The following is a 20,562-nucleotide window of genomic DNA, read 5'->3' on the forward strand; positions in this document are numbered from 1 at the left end:
TTTCTTAATTATTCTGTATAGAACTGTATCATTCTCTCTATAGCACGGCTACATACAGGACAGAACTCATTGCTTTGTATGGACTTCATTCTACAATCTTCCATAGGGCTGTACATCCCCTTGAATAGATATCCTCCTCCTTCGAAAGCACCTACCTTATTCTTGTATTGCTCGGTACGTGGTGTAGGAATAGGTGTTTGTTTTTCAACCAAATCCTTCCATTTGCTTTGGAAATTAACCAAAGTAGTGATATTAGCTTCCCAAGGTTCTACCTTGAGATTGTAGCGGTCGGCCATACCTTCTTCACCTTCATAATAGTACTCGTCGGCCAAGCCCACAAAGCCATGTCCAAACTCATGTACAAAGGTCTTTTCTGCGTATTTGTTGTCTGATACATTCAGATTGATTACATTATAGAAAGCTCCTCCTCCATATTCTTTGGTATTAACCACTACAAAGAGTTGGTCATAAGGCACTGCTGCGGCTACATCGGCAGCCTTGAATAAGGATGGGCAAGTGAGGTATCTGTCCATGCCGAACGAATAGAAATGAGAATCAAGTAACGTATTCTTATAAGTAGTAGGACTGCCCTCCATATCTGTTCCGCTCTCCTGAGAAGGTGCTAAGATAGCTTGAATATTGAAGTCCTTCTTGTGTTTGTTATAAGGAGGAGTTGCAAAAAGGTAGTCAAAGAGCCTCTTGACATCGGCGACAAACTTGTCCATTTGCTCTTGAGTATACCCTTCTGGGATCACAGCTATATCCACCTTCTTCTGTGGGGAACCATTCTGCAAAATAGGTTTGATAGGATATTTCACTGGAGCTTCCTTGACTATTCTGTAGTCTGTGGGATCTACCTTAGTGGTAAAAATCTTTTGGAAATTTCCTTCCTTAGTCCTTCTCTCAAAGGTTACCTCTACTGGTCCCTTAGGAAAAGGGGTTTGGCAAGGTATTTCAAAAAACTCAGTCTTAGTAGCATCGGTCTCCATGCCCTGCCACTCTTCCATGAGGGTAACCATTCCCTTGGAGAAGAGCACTTTTCCAGAGCCTATTTCCAATACTTGTACTCTGTACTCCCCTTGGTTGGGATGTATCAGGTGGGTATGAGAACCACCAAAAAGGGGTTCTTTCTTCATTCCTTTAAGAGAAGCATAGGTTGTACTCTTGGTACCATAAAGGTAAAAATCCAATCGCAATGCCTCCTTAGTGAAGTAAGCATCATAGCTTTGAGCCTGTACCAACACTGTCAGTAGTAAGGCCACAAGGATTATCATTTTTTTCATTTTGTAATAGAATTAATTGTTTAGCAAAAATACCTTTTTTTTTTGAAATAAACAAATATTTCTACCTAATATTACATCCGATAATCCTTTTTATTATTTTATATTAGTCTATTTATTTTTTTATAGAATAAAATATGATATTTTTCTCATAATGAAGTAAAAAATCACTCCAAATCATACTGTTTTATTTTGCGATAAAGTGTTCTTTCGGAAATTCCCAACTCCTTGGCAGCCTCTCGTCGCTTACCTTTATGTCTCTCTAAAGATTTTTGGATAAGCTCTAATTCCTTATCTTGCAATGAGATAGGTTCTTCTTCTTGGATTTCTTCAGCAAAATCATAGGCATTGTGTCCACGAGAAACAGTCGTTTTCTCTGGAGAGAGAAGCATCATAGCAGGTTCATTCTCCTCCGAAGAATAGGTAACTGGCTGAGAACCATATATTTTATGTATTAGATTTTGATTTTCCTCCTGTACTTTGGGGGTATTTCCTTCTTGGATGAGCTTAAAAGTCAGCTGTTTGAGATCATTCAAGTCATTGCGCATATCGAAGAGAACCTTGTAGAGAATTTCCCTCTCGGAGGCAAAGTCAGTTTCTCCCTTAGCTTGTACTACAGTAGCTGGCAGGTGGCTTCCCCCCTCTTGAGGCAAATATGAAAGTAAGGTCTCGGCTGAAATATCTCTTTTAGGTTCTACCACGGAGATTTGCTCCGCTATATTCCTTAGCTGGCGAATATTCCCCGGCCAACGATAACGCAAAAGCTCCCTCACAGCCCCGTCGGAGAGTTGTAGGGTAGGCATGCGATATTTCTGAGCAAAATCAGAAGCAAATTTCCTGAATAACAGATGAATATCCTCCTTTCTATCCCTAAGTGGCGGCAGGTATATCTCTACCGTATTGAGCCTATAATATAGATCTTCCCTGAAGCGTCCCTTCTTGAGAGCCTCCTGCATTTTGACATTGGTAGCAGCAACAATACGTACATCGGTCTTGCGAGGGGTGGAGTCTCCCACTCGAATAAACTCGCCATTTTCCAAGACTCTTAAGAGCCTAACCTGAGCCGAAAGAGGAAGTTCACCTACTTCATCCAGAAAAATAGTTCCTCCATTCGCTTCTTCGAAATACCCCTTTTTATCCTCCTTACCAGCATGGGTAAAGCTCCCCGCCTTGAATCCAAAGAGCTCAGAATCTATAGTACCCTCGGGAATAGCTCCACAGTTGATGGCGATATATTTGCCATGTTTACGGCTCGATAGGGTATGTATGATACGGGCAAAGGCTTCCTTCCCTACCCCACTCTCGCCAGTGATAAGTACCGAAACATCGGTGGGAGCTATACGAATGGCTTTTTCTATTGCCAAGTTCAGCTTAGGGTCATTGCCTATTATGCCAAAACGTTGTTTAACAGATTGAATGTCCATGTGATGGATTTCCTTTAAAATAAAAAACGTTGCAAATGTACAAAATAAATTTACAATACACAATTTTAAAGGATTTTTTACCTGCTTTAAAAATATATTTACTATCTTTGCCCTTAGAAAACACACCAACAATGATACAGTCTATGACCGGCTTTGGGAAAAGTACCCTTCAGCTGGAAAACAAAAAAATCACTCTTGAGATAAAGTCTCTCAATAGTAAGGCTATTGACCTGAATGTCCGTATCCCTCAGGCTTATAGAGAGAAGGAATTGTTGCTAAGGAAAGTGATTTCCGATCGCTTGGAGAGGGGTAAAATTGACTTTACCCTCACAGTGGAGAATACCTCTCAGTCAAGTGCTACCCTGATCAATACAGCTGTTGTACGAGGATATATGGAGCAGCTACAGACAATAACTCCTGAGGCTTCTTCTGTAGATCTCCTTGGAATAGCCATGCGTCTCCCCGAGGCTATATCAACTCCACTGGAAGAGGTGGACGAAGAGGAATTTGCTCTGATAGAAAAGCAACTACTTATAGCTCTGGAACATTTGCAAGACTTTCGATCTAAAGAAGGGGCTATCCTCAAGAAGGATTTCTCGCTTCGTATCTCCAATATACAAGAGCTCTTACAGCAGGTGGAAGTGCTTGATGAAGAACGATTCCAGGCCATACGTAGCCGTATGGAGCGGGCTATTGACGAAATAAGAGAGCGTGTGGATGAAAACCGCTTCGAACAAGAGCTAATTTTCTACCTCGAAAAGTTGGATATTACCGAAGAAAAGGTACGCTTGACCAACCATTTGAATTACTTTCTTGCTACCTTGGAAGAAACACAGTCCAACGGACGCAAACTTGGATTCATCGCGCAGGAGATGGGGCGTGAAATCAACACCTTAGGCTCCAAAGCCAACCATGCCGCGATGCAACAAATCGTTGTACTAATGAAAAATGAATTGGAGAAAATAAAGGAACAAGTGCTCAATATCCTTTGATAATGAATGTTCGATGATTAAATATTTAAGCGCTGGTGCGAATCGCACCAGCGCTTGAACGTTATATTGACTAATGGCTAATAACATGAAACAATAGTTATTAGGCATTGATCATTAAAAAATGTCTCCTTCTTTTAGTTTTTCGGTATTTTCAGCCAATTGAAGTTCATCGATAAGGCGCTGAATATCCCCATTCATGATATTACCCAAGTCATAGAGGGTCAATCCAATACGGTGATCAGTTACACGCCCTTGTGGGTAGTTATAAGTACGTATCTTAGCACTTCTATCTCCACTGGATACCATGCTCTTACGACGTGCAGAATCTGCTTCCATCTTCTTGGCCAGTTCCATCTCATAGAGGCGAGAACGTAGTACCTTCAGTGCTTTGTCAAGGTTCTTATGTTGAGACTTCTCATCCTGACAACGCACTTCTATCCCTGTGGGGATGTGCTGCAATTGGATAGCAGAATAGGTAGTATTGACCGATTGTCCTCCAGGGCCAGTGGAGGTGGTACGGATAATCTTGACATCCTCCATATTCAACTCTACATCGAACTCTTCAGCTTCAGGGAGTACCATGACTGTTGCCGCAGAAGTGTGTACACGCCCCTGAGTCTCGGTTTGTGGCACTCGTTGTACTCGATGTACCCCCGCTTCGAACTTGAGCGTACCATACACATCCTCCCCATTGACTTCTAGGATAATCTCCTTGAACCCACCAGAGGTACCCTCATTCATATCCATTACTGACACGCTCCATCCCTTATCCTGACAGTATTTGCTATACATACGATATAAGTCACCAGCAAAGATAGAAGCCTCATCCCCTCCCGTTCCAGCACGAATTTCCATCACTGCATTCTTACTATCTTCAGGGTCTTTCGGAATAAGTAAGAACTTGATTTCCTCCTCCAGTTGTGGAAGTCTTTCCTTAGCTTCCTCCAGCTGCAAACGTGCCATTTCAGTCATCTCAGGATCTATATTTTCCTTGATAATCTCCTCTGCTTCGGTGATATTCCCCGTTACAGTGATATACTCCTGACGCTTGTCCATAAGCTGTTTGAGCTCCTTATATTCCTTGGTGAGCTGTACATATCGCTTCTGGTCAGCGATGATATTGGGTTGGATAATCAGGTCTGAAACCTCGTCAAATCGTTGCTTTACAATATCTAAGCGTGCTAACATACTTTTCTTATTTACAAAGTGCAAAAATAATACTTTTTTTTGAATTTTTGAGTTTTGAATTTTTGAGTTTTCGGAAGACTAAGACTTAACCCTTAAAATCCTTATAAAATTGAGACTTTTAAAAATAAGAGAACAGAAGATTCACTTGCCTTAGGTAAGAGTAATGACTATTATAACTTGATTTTATAGAGTGAATAAACCTAAAAAATGATAGGAAAAAATGAATATTTTTATTCCTTATAATTATTGGTAGCTTGTGCTGATAAATGATAACAATCAATAATTTAAGTTTCGCAAGTTCTGTAAATTATTGATATTCAGAAACCTCCACCTCTTCACATACTCGCTCTCGCGACTTCCTCCAAAGGGGGAATGAGATAGTTTATGATTCTCAAGAAGTTAGAGAGAGGACTTTTTCCAGATTGAATAGACAATTTTTATCTTTTTCAACGAATTTATTCCCCCTCTAGGAGGGGATAGTCCGTGAATACATGGAACGGAGTATGTGAGGGGAGGTTTATTTTTCAATATACTGATTATTAACTAATTATAAATCCAATTATAACCTAAAAATAACCTACGGAACTTAAATCAATAATAAAAAAAAGAGATACTTCTAAGTATCTCTTTTTCATCTAATCAAATATATCTATTCCCTTTAAAAAAACAGAAGAAATATTTTCCTTTTTATAATTTTATGATACTATCATTTTCTACTTGAAAAGTTCCATTAGGAAGACCCAGACCTTTCCTCTTAGAAATCATAGAATAACTTACCACCTTCTTCCCTTTAGGAACGAAGAGCCTTATATTCACCCTTTGAAATCGATAAGGTTTTCCTTTTTGCAGAAAATAACCATCAGGAATCCACAATTGGTTATCCTTAATCTCCAAAGGAAAATCTATATTTTGAGCATGTAGCTGGGCATCATCTGTATTTTTCCCTTGGGAAGAAGTGCTTATCAGTAGAAAAGGATGTGCCTCTTGGGTGGGGTATATACCTATAAAGTGTACCTCTCCGCTTACCCCATTTCCTGCACTATCTATATTCATAGTGGAGAAGGAAGCTGTCTTTTTTTCATTAAGAAAAAGAGTATCTGTATCCGAATCTATCACTATTTTATTTTCTACGGTATTATTAGAGACAAATTTTCTACCTACACTGGAAGCAAAGGCAATTCCCCCTAATAGTGGCAAGACAAATAGTAAGACGTTAGCTAAGAACCAAGCCTTTGGCGTGTTGTAATGTCCCTTGGAAAAAATCTTGTAGCAGAAAAGTACCAATACAGAAAAGAAAAGTACAAAGACCATTCCCCAAATCACATAGAAAAGAACTTGCTCTATAGGAGAAAAAACAAATGGAAGATAGTCCAAGAGAAATACTGAAGTAATTCCACCAGCAACTCCTACTCCAAATATACTAAGTAACCCTGTTACTAATATTAAAAAGAGACAAACAAAGAAGATAGTGGCGATAAAATATCCTATTACTTTAAATAGTATACCGAAAAAGCTCCAAAAGAAGGATTTTTTATGAGGTTTCACCTCTTTTTCCCTTACAAGATCACGTTCTTCTTCTTTCTCTTCGTCTCCCTTTTCTTTCTTAAGCAAATACCATAGGACAAGGTAAAGTAGTATAGGGAAAAGCATGCCTACACTTCTGGTAGCCACCAAAAGCAAACAGAAAAGGAGGTATCCTATCCTTAGCGGTGTACTGCCTATACCATAATATACAGCCAATCCGCCCAAGACCCCTGCTATCTTTTTATCTGTCTGGCTCCTACACCATTGCTGCTTGAGGGGAGATTGTGTCTTGAAGGAAGAAATTGTATCCAAATTAGCTTCGACACCCTTCATCTCAAGCTTCTCCGTAGTAGTATTGGCCTTAGGTACCACTACCCAAAAGATGATATAGAGCAACACCCAAAAAGATGCTGACGGCAAAAAGAGTATACCATTGGCCACTAAGAGCAATAAGTAAATGATTCTCAAGAGAGTCACATCTATTTGGAAATAATGACTCACCCCAGAGAGTACCCCTGCTATTTTCTCATCCTCACCATCTCGATAGAGCCTTCTCCCTGAGAATGAGAATTTAGCCTTTTTTGAGGGGATGTCCTCCTGAGTCTCTGTATCTACATATTGTTCAGGTTGTCCCATCACTTGTATGAGATAAGCCACATCGGAGGAAGTCACTACCTCAGTATTTTGCATACGTACTCTGAGGAGCTCTGCCATGCGTTGTTCTACATCGGTGAGGATCTCGTCCGTATCGGGAGATTCCCCTAAGAATTGGCGTACCTTAGCCAAATAGGAAGAAAGTTCCTTAGCGGCATTGTTCTCTATCACGAAAGAGAAACCGCCTAAACTGATATTATGTGTTTGGTCCATGATCAAATAAGTTTGGTTATCATTGTTTGTAATTCATTCCAAGAGGCAAGGGCTTCTCGAAGAAAGTCATTTCCCTTGTCAGTAAGTGTATAATACTTTCTAGGGGGGCCTGCGGTGGATTCCCGCCAAGAATAGTTGAGCAAGGCAGCATTCTTAAGTCGTGTCATCAGAGGGTATAGCGTCCCCTCTACCACGATCATATCCGCCTGCTTGAGTGCTTCCATAATGTCTGATGCATAGGCTTCTTCTCTCTTGTGGATAATCGAAAGGATACACATCTCCAAAACACCCTTACGCATTTGGGTTTTGATTTTCTCTAAATTAATCGCTTCCATAAACATTTGTTTTGACGCTGCAAAGTTACAACTTTTTTTGGTACTATGCAAAACAAAGTAGCATTTTTTTTAAAGTAATATGTTTCATTAGGTAATAGGTAATAATTTCCCTTAGGAAGGTAGGGATAAATTGGATCACATAAAAGAGTAAATTGTACAAATACTCCACTGCATTATCTCGCGAACTTTGCCCCTACACAAGTGACACAACACTCCTACTCATTCTTCTCTCTTCACTAAAAAACATTCTTGATTTTTGCAGGAAAAATTGTATCTTTGCAACGTTTTTCAGTGACCGATGCGCAGTTCCCCCTTCGTGAGTTAGAGGAATAAACATTGATCATTAATCATTAAAAAAATGTCCAAAATACAAGCCTTCACCGCTTTAGGTACACGATTGAAAGAATATTTTTCACTAGGAGAAAAAGCTCCAATATACCCTCGCATGGAAGCTGCTCTTGAGAGAGCCTCCCTACACAATGCGTGGTTTGACCGAGATAATTGTCTCTTTGCACTTCAACATTGGGCGGAATGCCTAACTCAAGAGCAGCTTCAGAGGTGGCTTTCAGCTTATTCCTTTGAAGGGAAAACCCCTAAGCGTGTTGCTCTGATCTTGGCTGGAAATATCCCTATGGTAGGCTTTCACGACCTACTTTGTGTAATTTTATCTGGCAATAAAGCCGTGGTTAAGCTCTCCTCTCATGATACAGTATTGCTGCCCTTTATCGCCCAAGAGCTCACTGAGATAGCCCCAGAGATGGAGGAATTTATCTCCTTTACTCAGGAAAGACTCACCGATTTCGAAGCTGTCATCGCTACAGGGAGCAACAATACTGCCCGCTATTTCGAATATTATTTCACAGGGAAGCCTCATATCATTCGCAGAAACCGTAATTCGGTAGCTATACTTACCGGCAAGGAGACCCCTAAGGAGCTATATCGATTAGGCGAAGACATCTTTAGGTACTTCGGTTTGGGGTGTCGCAGTGTCTCCAAACTTTTTGTTCCAAGGGATTATGATTTTGCCCCTTTCTTCGAGGCTATCTACCCTTATCACACACTCTTAGATCACCAAAAGTATATCAATAACTATGATTATAACAAGGCAGTATATCTCATGAGCTTGTGTCCACTCTTGGAAAATGGTTTTCTCTTACTCAAAGAAGACGAGAAATATGCGTCTCCTATTGCTACTCTTTTCTATGAGAGGTATGATGACCTTACTATTCTCAGCCGGCGACTTGAGAAGGAACGTGAACTCTTGCAATGTGTTGTTGGCTCTAAGGAAATCCCTGAAGCTATTCCTTTTGGACAAACCCAAGTACCATCGCTGACCGATTATGCCGATGGAGTGGATACCTTAGCTTTCTTAAATAGTATTAATTAATTTGCGCACCTTATTTTTTCGTCCTACTTTTGCAACGTTTTTTGAAATAATGTATTTATTAGTAGATATATTTGTACTTTATTTCAATTCAACTAATTATAATTAAGTAAAATGCAACAACTTATGAAAAAACATAATTTTAGTGCAGGACCTTCTATTCTTCCCGCTTCTGTTTTTGAGAAAGCCTCACAGGCTGTATTGGAATTGGGTAATACAGGACTCTCAATCTTGGAGATGTCCCACCGTAGCAAAGAGTTTGTCGCGATCATGGAAGAAGCTAGAGCCTTGGCCTTGGAACTCTCGGGTCTTACTGGTAAGGGCTACCAAGCCTTATTTCTCCATGGAGGAGCGAGCCTACACTTCTATGCTTCAGCGCTGAACCTATTAGAGCGAAAAGGGGCATATATCGATACTGGTACTTGGTCGCACAAAGCTCTTACCGAGGCTCAGTTTGTTGGAGCTACTTCAGTGGTAGCTTCTTCTCGTGAGAACGGATACCGAAATATTCCAACCGACTTCGCCCTACCTCTAGATACTGATTACCTCCACATCACCACCAACAACACTATATATGGTACCGAATACTCCCACTATCCTGAAGTAGAAGTTCCCTTAGTAGCTGATATGAGCTCAGATATTTTCTCCAAGGAAATGCCTATGGACAAGTTTGCCCTAATCTATGCGGGCGCTCAGAAGAATATAGGAGCTGCAGGGGTTACCTTGGTTATCGTACGCGAAGATATTTTAGGAAAAGTAAGTCATAAGATTCCTACTCATCTGAACTATCAAGTACATATCAAAAACGAAAGTATGACCAATACACCTCCTACTTTCGCCGTATATACCTGCTTGCTTACCATGCAGTGGATCAAAGAGCAAGGAGGAATCAAGGTCATTGAGGAGAGAAACAAGGAAAAAGCACGTATCCTTTATGAAGAAGTAGACAGAAACCCTCTCTTCAAGGGCTATGCTGAGAACAAAGACCGCTCAAGGATGAATGTAGTTTTCAACCTTGTGGATGAAACACTTACTGACCAATTCAATGCTCTTTGGACAGAAGCTGGCATCAGTGGGATCAAAGGTCATCGAAGCGTAGGTGGCTACCGTGCCTCTATCTACAATGCTATGCCTATAGAAAGCGTACAGCTACTGGTAGAAGTCATGAAACATTTTGAAAAAACTGTATAAATATTGCTTATGAAAATATTAGCTAATGATGGTATTAGCCCTGAGGCCATAAAAACCCTAGAAGAAGCTGGTTTTGAAGTAATTACTACAAAAGTTGCTCAGAATCAGTTAGCTGATTTCATCAACAAAGAAGGGATAGAAATCCTTTTAGTACGCTCGGCTACACAAGCCAAGAAAGATCTTATTGATGCTTGTCCTTCCCTGAAGCTCATCGGGCGTGGGGGCGTAGGTATGGACAATATAGAGGTTAAATATGCTCAAGAGAAAGGAATCAAGGTTATCAATACCCCCAATGCTTCCTCGTATTCGGTAGCAGAACTGACTTTTGCTCACCTTTTCTCTGGCGTTCGTTTCCTCTATGATGCCAATCGTAACATGCCCTTAGAAGGAGACACTCACTTTGCTCAATTGAAGAAAAACTATGCTAAAGGTCAAGAGCTCAAAGGAAAGACATTGGGTATCATAGGTTTAGGACGTATCGGAAAAGCTGTTGCAGCCATAGCCCTTTCCTTAGGAATGAAAGTAATTGCCCATGATCCTCACCACAAGGAGGCGACCATTACCCTCTCTTTCTTTGACGGGCGTACCTTGGATTTTACTCTACAAACTATAGATAAGGAAGAACTACTCAAGCAATCCGATTTTATCACCCTACACCTACCTGCACAACAGGAAGCCGTAATAGGAGAAAAAGAGTTCCAACTGATGAAGGATGGTGTAGGAATCATCAATGTAGCCAGAGGTGGTGTAGTGGACGAGGAAGCACTCTTACATGCCTTGGAGCATGAGAAGGTTGCCTTTGCGGGCTTGGATGTCTTCCAAGGTGAACCAACCCCTTCCATTCGTATACTGATGCATCCGCGCATCTCCCTAACCCCTCATATAGGAGCAGCTACTACTGAGGCACAAGATCGTATAGGGAATGAGCTAGCACAGCAGATTATTGCAGCATTTTAGGATATTAATGACTATTAAGAGTGAGTACTATTTTAACGGTTTCTATAAGTACTTTGATATCAAGTCTTATAGAATACCGTTTTATATAGTATAAGTCGTATTCTAATTTTTTGAGATTATCCTCTGGAGTAGCTTTAGGTAGGTGTATTTGTGCCCATCCTGAAACTCCTGGTTTGATCATATGTCTTAGTCCAAAGAAAGGCATTTGTTCTGAATATTTTTCAACATAAGCAGGAATTTCTGGGCGAGGTCCTATTACACTCATATCTCCTTTTAAAATATTGTATAATTGAGGTAATTCATCTATTTTTGTAAATCTCAGAATTTTACCTATAGGAGTAATTCGTGTATCATTAGCCACCGTAAAGCCTCCTTCATTAATAACCATTGTCCTAATTTTGTATATCTTAAAGAGTTTACCTTCCCTACCTACCCGTACTTGGTGAAAAAAGGCACCTCCTTTAGAGGTAAATATAGTTAGTAAAACTCCTAACAATATTAAAGGGAGTGCAATAGGAGTCAAACATAATACAAAAAATAAATCAAATATCCGCTTCAATAATTTATAGCGTCTCCTAAGACGAATAGAAAATATGTTATCTCCTAAATACTTTTGTGACTCAAGACGAACAATAGGAATTCGCTTATTAATTACTTCATAAAATTCTTCTGCTTCATACACCGTTATCCCTTGTGTTCTAAGAGTTATAAGTTCCCTAATAACATTTTCACTATATTCTTTTGCTGTAGAAGTTTCTATTACTATAGTATTTATATTTAGTTTTCTAACAACTTCTGTAATAGTTCTTTTATTCTTTTCAGTATCATACTTGATAGCTCTATACAACTTAGGCATCTTAGATCCTTGCAAAAGTTTATCTAAGATTCCACCTATATTGACAAATAAACAAGGGGTAGGTTTGTTGGTGAGAATTTGATTTATAACTCCCATAAAAATTGTAATTATTACTGATTAAATTAAAAAATATCTTGTAATAGAATTTTTCACCCGCAAAAATAAGATTATTTTTTGAATTTTGAAAATGTTTTTACCGAAAAAACATTATATTTTTTAACATCTTGATTTTTAGATACTTATTTTTCAACATGTTTTTTTTTGCAAAAAATTTTTCTTTATAAAAAATAAAATTCGTAATTTCGTGCCGTTTTTCAGAACATAAAATATTTTACAATGAATAAGTACGATGTTATAGTATTAGGTAGCGGTCCTGGAGGATATGTTACTGCTATCCGTGCCTCTCAGTTAGGCTTCAAAACAGCGATTATTGAAAAAGAAAATCTCGGTGGAGTGTGCCTCAACTGGGGATGTATCCCAACCAAAGCTCTCTTGAAATCAGCTCAGGTATTCGAATACCTCAAGCATGCTGATAGCTATGGTATCAAGGTAAAAGACAAAGGTTTTGATAAGGATTTCTCTGCTATCGTAAAGCGTAGCCGCGATGTAGCAGGAACTATGAGCAAAGGGGTTCAGTTCCTTATGAAAAAGAATAAAATTGAGGTGATCAATGGCTATGGTACTCTAAAGCCTGGTAAAAAAGTAGAAGTAAAAGCCGCTGATGGCAAGACTACCGAATACAGCGCTGACCATATCATCATCGCCACTGGAGCTCGCTCTCGTGAGTTACCAGCACTTCCTCAAGATGGTAAAAAAATCATTGGCTACCGCCAAGCGCTCACTCTCCCTGAACAACCTAAAAAGATGATTATTGTAGGTAGTGGTGCCATAGGTATCGAATTTGCTTACTTCTATCACTCTATGGGTACTGAAGTGACTGTGGTTGAGTTCATGCCTAATATTGTCCCTGTAGAGGATGAAGAAATCTCCAAACAACTTGAAAAGAGCTTCAAGAAAATGGGTATCAATGTAATGACTTCTTCTGAAGTAACTAAAGTAGATACCAAAGGAAAAGGAGCAAAAGCTTATGTAAAAACAGCTAAAGGTGAAGAAATTCTTGAAGCAGACATTCTTCTTTCTGCAGTAGGTATCAAAACGAATATCGAAAATATTGGTTTGGAAGCAGTAGGTATCAAAACTGATCGAGACAAAATTCAAGTCAATGAGTTCTACCAAACCAATGTACCTGGCTACTATGCTATCGGTGACGTAGTACCTGGACAGGCTTTGGCACATGTGGCTTCTGCTGAAGGTATCCTCTGTGTAGAAAAGATCAAAGGCTTACATGTAGAGCCTATCAATTATGGCAATATTCCTGGCTGTACTTACTGTACTCCTGAAATCGCCTCTGTAGGGCTTACTGAAAAACAAGCCAAAGAAAAAGGTTATGAAATCAAAGTAGGTAAATTCCCTTTCACTGCCTCTGGTAAAGCCAATGCAGCAGGAACTACCGAAGGATTTATCAAAGTAATCTTTGATGCCAAATATGGCGAATGGCTTGGCTGCCACATGATTGGTGCTGGTGTTACCGATATGATTGCCGAAGCTGTAGTGGCTCGCAAGCTCGAAACTACCGCTCACGAAATCCTCAAAGCAGTACACCCTCACCCTACCATGAGCGAAGGAGTAAAAGAGGCCGTAGCAGCTGCTTATGGAGAAGCTATTGATATTTAATTATTAAAAAAATAGTTTTTAATAGAACAATTATTTGATGTAGGGGCGAATGCCATTCGCTCCTACATTCTTTATAAAATGTCAGTCATCAGTGATTTCTTTTCACTTTTCACCCCCACTATTAACCCTTTAAAGAGATGGAATTATTAGACGGAAAAAAAGCAGCAACTAAAGTACAAGAAGACATTGCCAAAGAAGTTGCTTATCTGAAAGAAAAAGGCCACAGAGCTCCTCACTTAGTGGCTATATTAGTCGGCCAAAATGGTGCTAGTATGACCTATGTAAACAACAAAGTCACCGCTTGTGAGCGCGTAGGTTTTGCCTCTTCTGTGGTAAACCTCCCTGAAAGTGTAACCCAAGAGGAATTACTTGGAGAAATCCAAAAACTCAACCAAGACACCACCATAGACGGCTTTATCGTACAACTGCCACTACCTAAGCATATCAAGGAACAAGAAGTGCTCTTGGCAATCAACCCCGACAAGGATGCAGATGGTTTTCACCCAACCAACTTTGGGCGCATGGCCTTGGGCTTGGAGGCTTTCATCCCTGCCACCCCCTATGGTATCTTGGAGCTTCTCTCCCAGTACCAGATTCCCACTGATGGGAAAAATGTTGTAGTTATCGGTCGCTCAGATATTGTAGGTCGTCCCATCAGTATCCTTCTCTCCCAAAAACCTTGGAATGCCACCGTTACCCTCACCCATAGCCGCACCCAGAATCTCGCTGCTCTTACTCAGAAAGCGGACATCATAATAGCTGCCTTAGGAAGCCCTAACTTCCTCAAAGCAGAAATGATCAAGGAAGGAGCAGTAATTATCGATGTGGGTATCACTCGAGTGGCAGATCCCTCCACTAAGAAAGGTTTCCGTATTGTAGGAGATGTAGATTTCGAAAATGTAAAAGAGAAAGCCTGCTACATCACCCCTGTGCCTGGAGGTGTAGGCCCTATGACTATCGCTATGCTGATGAAAAATACCCTCAACGCATATAAAAGAACGCATAAAATACAATAGCTAATGACGAAAATACGCATTACTAAAAAATTTGAATTTGAAGCTGGTCATGCCCTCTATGGCTATGATGGCAAGTGTAAGAATATTCACGGACATAGCTATAAACTCTGGGTAACGGTTATTGGCAGTCCTATAGAGGATAGTTCTCATGTCAAAAATGGAATGGTTATTGACTTCGGTGATATCAAAGAGATTGTCAATGAACATATTATCAAAGAGGCGGATCACACTATCTTCTTCAATGGGAATAGTCCTCACCGCGCCTTGGCCGAAAAACTTCAAGGAGAAGGACACCGCATCGTACTACTTCCCTACCAGCCCACCAGTGAGATGTTAATAGCCGATTTTGCCCAACGCCTACAGCAACATTTGCCTGAGAATATCTCCCTCTACAGCCTCCGCTTACAGGAAACTGAAAGCTCTTTTGCTGAATGGTTTTCTTCTGATAATCAATAATATAATTCATTGTTTACATGTTATTAGCTGTTAATATTGGCAATTCTAACATTCGCTTTGCCGTTGTAGAAGGACAACAAGTGCATCTGTCTTGGACAATTGCTACCAAGCCGTATCGTACGGCTGGAGAGTTCTATATGAGTTTTCAGTCCTATAAGGAACAGTACAAAAATGCTTTTGGAAAAATTACAAAGATAGTAGTGGGTTCTGTAGTACCTCAGCAAACACAGATTATCGCTAAGATGCTACAAAAGACTTTTTCCATAAAGCCATTCATTGTAAATCGCGATACACCCAGTGAGGTTACACACCACTCTAACCAAATGGGTACTGACTTATATGCCAATGCTGTAGCCGCACACTATCTCTACCCTGAGCAGAAGAAAATCATCATTGACTTTGGCACAGCACTCACTCTTACAGGAGTTGCTGAAACGGGACAGATGCTGGGGGTAATCATTGCTCCTGGGGTGGTTACTTCCTTACAATCCTTGGTTAACAGCACGGCACAACTACCTTATATAGAGCTGAATGAACCCAAATCAGTTTTAGGTATGGATACGGAGACTTGTATGCAGAGTGGCATGATCTATGGCTATACAGCTATGGTTGAGGGACTTATAGAACGTATCAAGCAAACCTACCAAAGTGATTTCTTAGTCATCTCCACCGGTGGCGTAGGGCATGTATTCAGTAAACTAACAGAAAAAATACAAATAGATGATAAATATCATACAATCAAGGGATTAGCCTTATTATATGATTTGCATAGGAAATAATTCTTAGCCTCTCGCCCCTCTCCTTTAGAGAGGGGCGAATTAGGCGAATTACAATTCAAGAACATTACAATTTGCCTCTATGGGTGGAAATACTCCCATACTTTCTGGGCTCTGGAGTGTCCTATACAAGCGATAATTTCTTCTTTGGAGGCTTCTTTGAGGCGCTTTACAGATTTGAATTGCTTGAGTAGAGCTTCTTGGGTCTGCTTACCTACTCCACTGATTTGCTCTAATTCAGAGTGAATAGCACTGGCACTGCGCTTCTGTCGGTGGAAAGTGATCCCAAAGCGGTGTGCCTCATTGCGCAGGTGCTGAATGACCTTGAGCGTTTCGGATTTCTTATCCAAATATAGGGGGACAGAATCCCCTGGATAGAAAATTTCTTCCAAACGCTTCGCGATTCCTACTATAGCTATTTTACCTCTCAACCCCAAAAGTTCTAACGATTTTAGAGCTGCTCCTAACTGTCCTTTCCCTCCATCGATAATAATCAACTGTGGCAGTGGTTCATCCTCATCCAATAGCCTACGGTAACGGCGATAAACCACCTCCTCCATCGAAGCAAAGTCATTAGGTCCCTCTACTGTTTTGATATTGAAATGGCGATAGTCCTTCTTACTGGGCTTGGCATTCTTGAAGACCACACAAGCAGCTACAGGATTGGTACCCTGTATATTGGAGTTATCAAAACACTCTATATGAGCAGGAGGTTCAGAGAGCCTAAGGTCTCGCTGCATCTGAGTTAGTAGGCGATTGGTATGTCGCTCAGGATCGGTAATTTTTACTTGTTTGAACTTCTCCTGACGATAGGCTTGTGCATTGCGCTCAGAGAGTTGCAAGAGTTGAAACTTCTCCCCTGCCTTGGGAATCGTAAGCGTTTCAGCAAACTCCATTGTGAGAGGAAAGGGTACAATCAGTTCCTTAGAAGCCGAGTGAAAACGCTCTCGAAGCTCTACAATCGCCAATTCCAACAATTCTTGCTCTGTTTCCTCTAATTTTTTCTTTACTTCCAAGGTGTGTCCTCTGACAATAGCTCCATGTGCTACTTGCAAGAAGTTGATATAGGCATATTCTCCATCAGAAACGATAGAGAACACATCTACATTGTGGATCTTGGTGCTCACTATGGTCGATTTGTGTTGATAGTTCTCCAAACTCTCCAGCTTGAGCTTAATCTGATGAGCTTCTTCAAAGCGCAGTGCCGCAGCATGCTCCTGCATTTCTTCTTTAAAATAAGCAATTACTTCCTTGAGATTCCCCTTGAGTATTTCCTTAATTTGCTGTATATTGTGATTATACTCCTCTTCACTCTGAAAGCCCTCGCAAGGTCCTTGACAGTTCTTGATATGATACTCCAAGCAAACCTTGAATTTGCCCTTATCAATATTCTCCTGTGATAGGTCTAACCTACAATTGCGCAGAGGGTAAAGGTCTTTGATAAGGTCTATGAGGGTACGCACTATCTTCAGGTTTGTATAAGGGCCAAAGTAAGTACTGCCATCCTTGAGCATCTTACGAGTAAAGAATACCCGAGGAAAACGTTCATTGGAAATACAAATCCACGGATAGCTCTTCCCATCCTTCAGAAGAATATTATAGCGAGGCTGATACTTCTTAATCAGGTTGTTTTCCAGTAGTAGAGCATCATTTTCAGTGGCCACCACTATATGTTCTATACGGACAATTTTACTTACCAATACCCGTGTCTTAGGCGAATCATGTTCTTTGTTGAAATAAGAAGAAACACGTTTTTTAAGATTTTTTGCCTTCCCTACATAGATAATAGTATCTGTGCTATCATAGAATTGATAGACACCAGGATTATCGGGAAGTGTTTGTACTTGAAGAGCTAATTCGGACATCATTTAGGGATTAGGGGGATGGATTAGAGAAGTTCTGGTATAATAGACAACCATTACTCCTTCTTTTTCTTCTTGGATAGTTGTGGCTTTCCTTGGAGTAGTTTTAGAGAGTGTCAATATAAGCTGACACAAGGTTTCTTTTTGAGTACAAAAGTACAAATTATTTTCTATACTAAAAGCAAAAAAACAATACTCTCTGAATTTTTAATGATATAACCCATATACAACTAACTAAATATTAATATATTAAAAATAAACCTCCCATTATCTTAAGAAATAGATTTGCTATGAAAAAAATTTTTCAACAATTTTGGTAGTTTCGAAAAAATATTTTTTGTACCTTTGTGCACTGAAAAAGCTACTTCAAGAATATAATGAATCATACATATTTTATTACAGGTATTTCTACCGAAGTAGGCAAGACTCTCACTTCTGCCATAGTGGTGGAAGCCCTTCAGGCAGACTATTGGAAGCCCATACAATCAGGAGACAAACATGCTTCTGATACCATGAAGGTAAAAGAGCTTATTTCCAATTCTAAGACCCACTTCTTCCCCTCTTCCTATGAGTTTGAGTACCCTGCTAGTCCTCACCTCTCGGCTCAAATGGAGGGCATTACTATAGAGAAAGACAAGATTGTACGCCCTGTGACCTCTCACCCTTTGGTCATAGAAGCTGCTGGAGGACTCTTTGTCCCACTCAATGATCATGATATCATGATGGAACTGATTGCCCCTTCTGATAGGGTTATCTTGGTCTCTCGGCATTACTTAGGCAGTATCAATCACACACTTCTCTCTGTAGAAGCACTACAAAGAAGAGGTCTCTCCATTTTTGGTATCCTTTTCAGTGGCGCTGAAAATCCAGCTACTGAATCTTGGATTTCATCCTATACGCAGCTTCCTATTCTGGGATGTATCGATGAAGAACCTTACTTTGACAAACAGACAATAAGGAAGTACGCAACTCTTTTTGCGGACAAACTTACTTAGAATAAGTTATGAACAACTGATATTTTTTGTGGATAACTATTTTCAAAAGTATTTATTTCTTAAAAATATCTATATAAATTACTGATTTTTAGTGTTTTAACAAATATATTCACTTAAGGAAATTCATTTCAAAATCTTAAAAACAGAGATATATAGTTAAATAAAATACAAAAGTCCTATATTTGCACAATTTTTGTGAGTAGATTTTGTTTCCTACTCTCAATAAAACAACACTAAACAATGAGAAAGAGAACCAAATTATTAAGAGTTTTTGCACTTTCAGGTGCTATGGTCACCACCATGCTATTGTATTCTAAGATCAATCATAAGACCTTAGGAGTACCTCTTGTGTCCTCTAATGAAGCTAAAGCAGAGGAAGCCCCTGTAGAGTATGAATACATCTACAACCCAAAGGCATTAGATCCTTTCTTTGAAAAACTCAATACACTGGATCAGCACAAAAACAAAAAGCTAAATATTGTTCACATAGGGGATTCTCATATACAAGGAGATGCCATGACCAATGAAATACGCCAACAGTTCCAATCTCAGTTCGGAAATGGAGGCTTAGGGATTGTTTTTCCTTATTCACTGATTCGTACCAATGGCGAACGTTATGTACGTTTTTCGTCTAATATCACTTGGGATAGCCAAAAGAATACGAGCAGAACAGATACCGATGCGATTGGTATTGCAGGATATTCGCTTTTGACCAATAACAAAAATTTTGTCATAGAACTCAATGTAAAAAATAAGGATTATTCTTTCAATTCCTTGCGTGTACTGACCCCTCACAACAAACATCTCTTTGAAGTGGCTACCAACAAAATGGGAGTAGCTATCAAGCCAGCGGTAGTATCCTCTCACATCTCCCAAAAGATGATCCTTCACAAGGTACAAAAAGGAGAAACACTCTATGGACTATCCCGAAAATACAAAACTACTGAAAAGAAAATACAAGAGGCAAACCGCCTAAAAGGAAATACTATCAAGGAAAATGCCATCCTTAAGATTCCTTCTCAAGAGAAAATTGTCAGCAATATTTCCACTGAGCAATCAGTGAATCTCAACGGATTTGAAGCTCTTACCAACAAGGCAGATACTCCTTATGGCTATACTTATAACAACTTAGAAGGATTTGACAAGATATACCTAACCCCAAATACAGAGAGTTCTTACTTTGCACTCAATGGGATTGTATTGGAAAATAACCAAAATGGAGTTATCTATCATACTATTGGTGTAAATGGGGCTCGCTTCTCTGATTATAACAAGTGTAACTTGTTCTTCGAACAGATACAAGCACTACAGCCAGACTTGATCATTGTTTCCTTAGGTACCAATGAGACTTTTTCGAGACTTCCTGCCGAAGATTATGACAAACAAGTAGAAATTTTCATTCAGCAGATACGTTCTCATTATGGAGATTGCCCTATTTTGCTAACTTCCCCTCCACCTTCTTTGTTCAAAAAGAAGCTTCCTAACCCTTATTGTGAGCAATATGCTAATATATTGATTGACAACTCTGTGAAAAAGAATTATGGGGTATTTGACCTCTACAAAATATTAGGAGGAAGTGAGGCTATGTCCTCCCTTATTGCGCAGAACCTAATCGCTCATGACCGTGTACACTACACCCATGCAGGCTATGTGGAACAAGGAGGCATGCTCTTCGATGCCCTGATGAGTAACTATCTGAAATATAAAAATCAGCAAAAATAATCT

17 protein-coding genes are annotated in these 20,562 nt (G+C 39.8%); 10 read left to right on the forward strand and 7 right to left on the reverse strand.

Features of this window, described 5'->3' with window-relative positions; all coding sequences use genetic code 11:
• Positions 1 to 8: 8 nt before the first annotated feature.
• The gene (locus CGC50_RS01350; protein WP_095909378.1) at positions 9 to 1,283 is read right to left on the reverse strand and encodes a M64 family metallopeptidase; all 1,275 of its coding nucleotides are present in this window, start codon (positions 1,281 to 1,283) and stop codon (positions 9 to 11) included.
• Between the two features lie 164 nt (positions 1,284 to 1,447).
• Positions 1,448 to 2,704, reverse strand: coding sequence for a sigma-54 interaction domain-containing protein (locus tag CGC50_RS01355; protein ID WP_095909379.1), 1,257 nt, complete (start codon positions 2,702 to 2,704; stop codon positions 1,448 to 1,450).
• 131 nt (positions 2,705 to 2,835) lie between these two features.
• Here CGC50_RS01355 and CGC50_RS01360 point away from each other — a divergent pair, with 131 nt between their 5' ends.
• Entirely contained in the window at positions 2,836 to 3,696 is an 861-nt protein-coding gene (locus tag CGC50_RS01360; RefSeq protein ID WP_198541620.1) for a YicC/YloC family endoribonuclease, read from the forward strand.
• A gap of 114 nt (positions 3,697 to 3,810) precedes the next feature.
• Here the strand turns inward: CGC50_RS01360 and prfA are convergent, their stop codons facing one another.
• The 3 genes from prfA to CGC50_RS01375 all read right to left on the reverse strand — a co-directional run bounded on the left by prfA (position 3,811) and on the right by CGC50_RS01375 (position 7,610).
• Complete coding sequence (prfA, locus tag CGC50_RS01365; RefSeq protein ID WP_095909381.1) at positions 3,811 to 4,884, reverse strand: peptide chain release factor 1; 1,074 nt, start codon at positions 4,882 to 4,884, stop codon at positions 3,811 to 3,813.
• A gap of 687 nt (positions 4,885 to 5,571) precedes the next feature.
• Complete coding sequence (locus tag CGC50_RS01370; RefSeq protein ID WP_095909382.1) at positions 5,572 to 7,275, reverse strand: PspC domain-containing protein; 1,704 nt, start codon at positions 7,273 to 7,275, stop codon at positions 5,572 to 5,574.
• A 2-nt stretch (positions 7,276 to 7,277) separates the two neighbouring features.
• On the reverse strand, positions 7,278 to 7,610 hold the full coding sequence (locus CGC50_RS01375; RefSeq protein WP_002668548.1) for a PadR family transcriptional regulator: 333 nt from the start codon (positions 7,608 to 7,610) through the stop codon (positions 7,278 to 7,280).
• A 358-nt stretch (positions 7,611 to 7,968) separates the two neighbouring features.
• Between CGC50_RS01375 and CGC50_RS01380 the strand changes: the two genes are divergently transcribed.
• From CGC50_RS01380 to CGC50_RS01390, 3 genes are all read left to right on the forward strand, one after another.
• Complete coding sequence (locus tag CGC50_RS01380) at positions 7,969 to 8,997, forward strand: acyl-CoA reductase (protein ID WP_095909383.1); 1,029 nt, start codon at positions 7,969 to 7,971, stop codon at positions 8,995 to 8,997.
• Positions 8,998 to 9,120: 123 nt separating this feature from the next.
• Complete coding sequence (gene serC, locus CGC50_RS01385; protein ID WP_095911250.1) at positions 9,121 to 10,185, forward strand: 3-phosphoserine/phosphohydroxythreonine transaminase; 1,065 nt, start codon at positions 9,121 to 9,123, stop codon at positions 10,183 to 10,185.
• A 9-nt stretch (positions 10,186 to 10,194) separates the two neighbouring features.
• Entirely contained in the window at positions 10,195 to 11,142 is a 948-nt protein-coding gene (locus CGC50_RS01390; protein WP_095909384.1) for a D-2-hydroxyacid dehydrogenase, read from the forward strand.
• Between the two features lie 4 nt (positions 11,143 to 11,146).
• On the opposite strand, the gene CGC50_RS01395 is transcribed toward CGC50_RS01390, so the two are convergent.
• Positions 11,147 to 12,094, reverse strand: coding sequence for a sugar transferase (locus tag CGC50_RS01395; protein WP_095909385.1), 948 nt, complete (start codon positions 12,092 to 12,094; stop codon positions 11,147 to 11,149).
• 240 nt (positions 12,095 to 12,334) lie between these two features.
• Between CGC50_RS01395 and lpdA the strand changes: the two genes are divergently transcribed.
• The 4 genes from lpdA (at position 12,335) to CGC50_RS01415 (ending at position 15,983) form a co-directional block, all read left to right on the forward strand.
• Complete coding sequence (gene lpdA / locus CGC50_RS01400; RefSeq protein ID WP_095909386.1) at positions 12,335 to 13,732, forward strand: dihydrolipoyl dehydrogenase; 1,398 nt, start codon at positions 12,335 to 12,337, stop codon at positions 13,730 to 13,732.
• 137 nt (positions 13,733 to 13,869) lie between these two features.
• Positions 13,870 to 14,748: a bifunctional methylenetetrahydrofolate dehydrogenase/methenyltetrahydrofolate cyclohydrolase FolD gene (folD, locus tag CGC50_RS01405; RefSeq protein ID WP_095909387.1), complete on the forward strand. Its 879-nt coding sequence runs from the start codon at positions 13,870 to 13,872 to the stop codon at positions 14,746 to 14,748.
• Positions 14,749 to 14,751: 3 nt separating this feature from the next.
• Positions 14,752 to 15,204 carry a 6-pyruvoyl trahydropterin synthase family protein gene (locus CGC50_RS01410; RefSeq protein ID WP_095909388.1) on the forward strand — a complete coding sequence of 151 codons (453 nt, stop codon included), beginning with the start codon at positions 14,752 to 14,754 and terminating at the stop codon, positions 15,202 to 15,204.
• Positions 15,205 to 15,221: 17 nt separating this feature from the next.
• Entirely contained in the window at positions 15,222 to 15,983 is a 762-nt protein-coding gene (locus CGC50_RS01415) for a type III pantothenate kinase (RefSeq protein ID WP_095909389.1), read from the forward strand.
• A gap of 77 nt (positions 15,984 to 16,060) precedes the next feature.
• On the opposite strand, the gene uvrC is transcribed toward CGC50_RS01415, so the two are convergent.
• A complete protein-coding gene (uvrC, locus tag CGC50_RS01420) occupies positions 16,061 to 17,848 on the reverse strand; it encodes an excinuclease ABC subunit UvrC (RefSeq protein WP_198541621.1) in 1,788 nt (595 codons plus the stop codon).
• Positions 17,849 to 18,219: 371 nt separating this feature from the next.
• Between uvrC and bioD the strand changes: the two genes are divergently transcribed.
• Positions 18,220 to 18,837, forward strand: a complete 618-nt coding sequence (bioD, locus tag CGC50_RS01425; protein WP_095909390.1) for a dethiobiotin synthase — start codon at positions 18,220 to 18,222, stop codon at positions 18,835 to 18,837.
• 240 nt (positions 18,838 to 19,077) lie between these two features.
• A complete protein-coding gene (locus CGC50_RS01430; protein WP_095909391.1) occupies positions 19,078 to 20,559 on the forward strand; it encodes a GDSL-type esterase/lipase family protein in 1,482 nt (493 codons plus the stop codon).
• The last annotated feature ends 3 nt before the right edge of the window (positions 20,560 to 20,562 follow it).

This window comes from Capnocytophaga gingivalis (genome assembly GCF_002302415.1).
GTDB lineage: Bacteria > Bacteroidota > Bacteroidia > Flavobacteriales > Flavobacteriaceae > Capnocytophaga > Capnocytophaga gingivalis.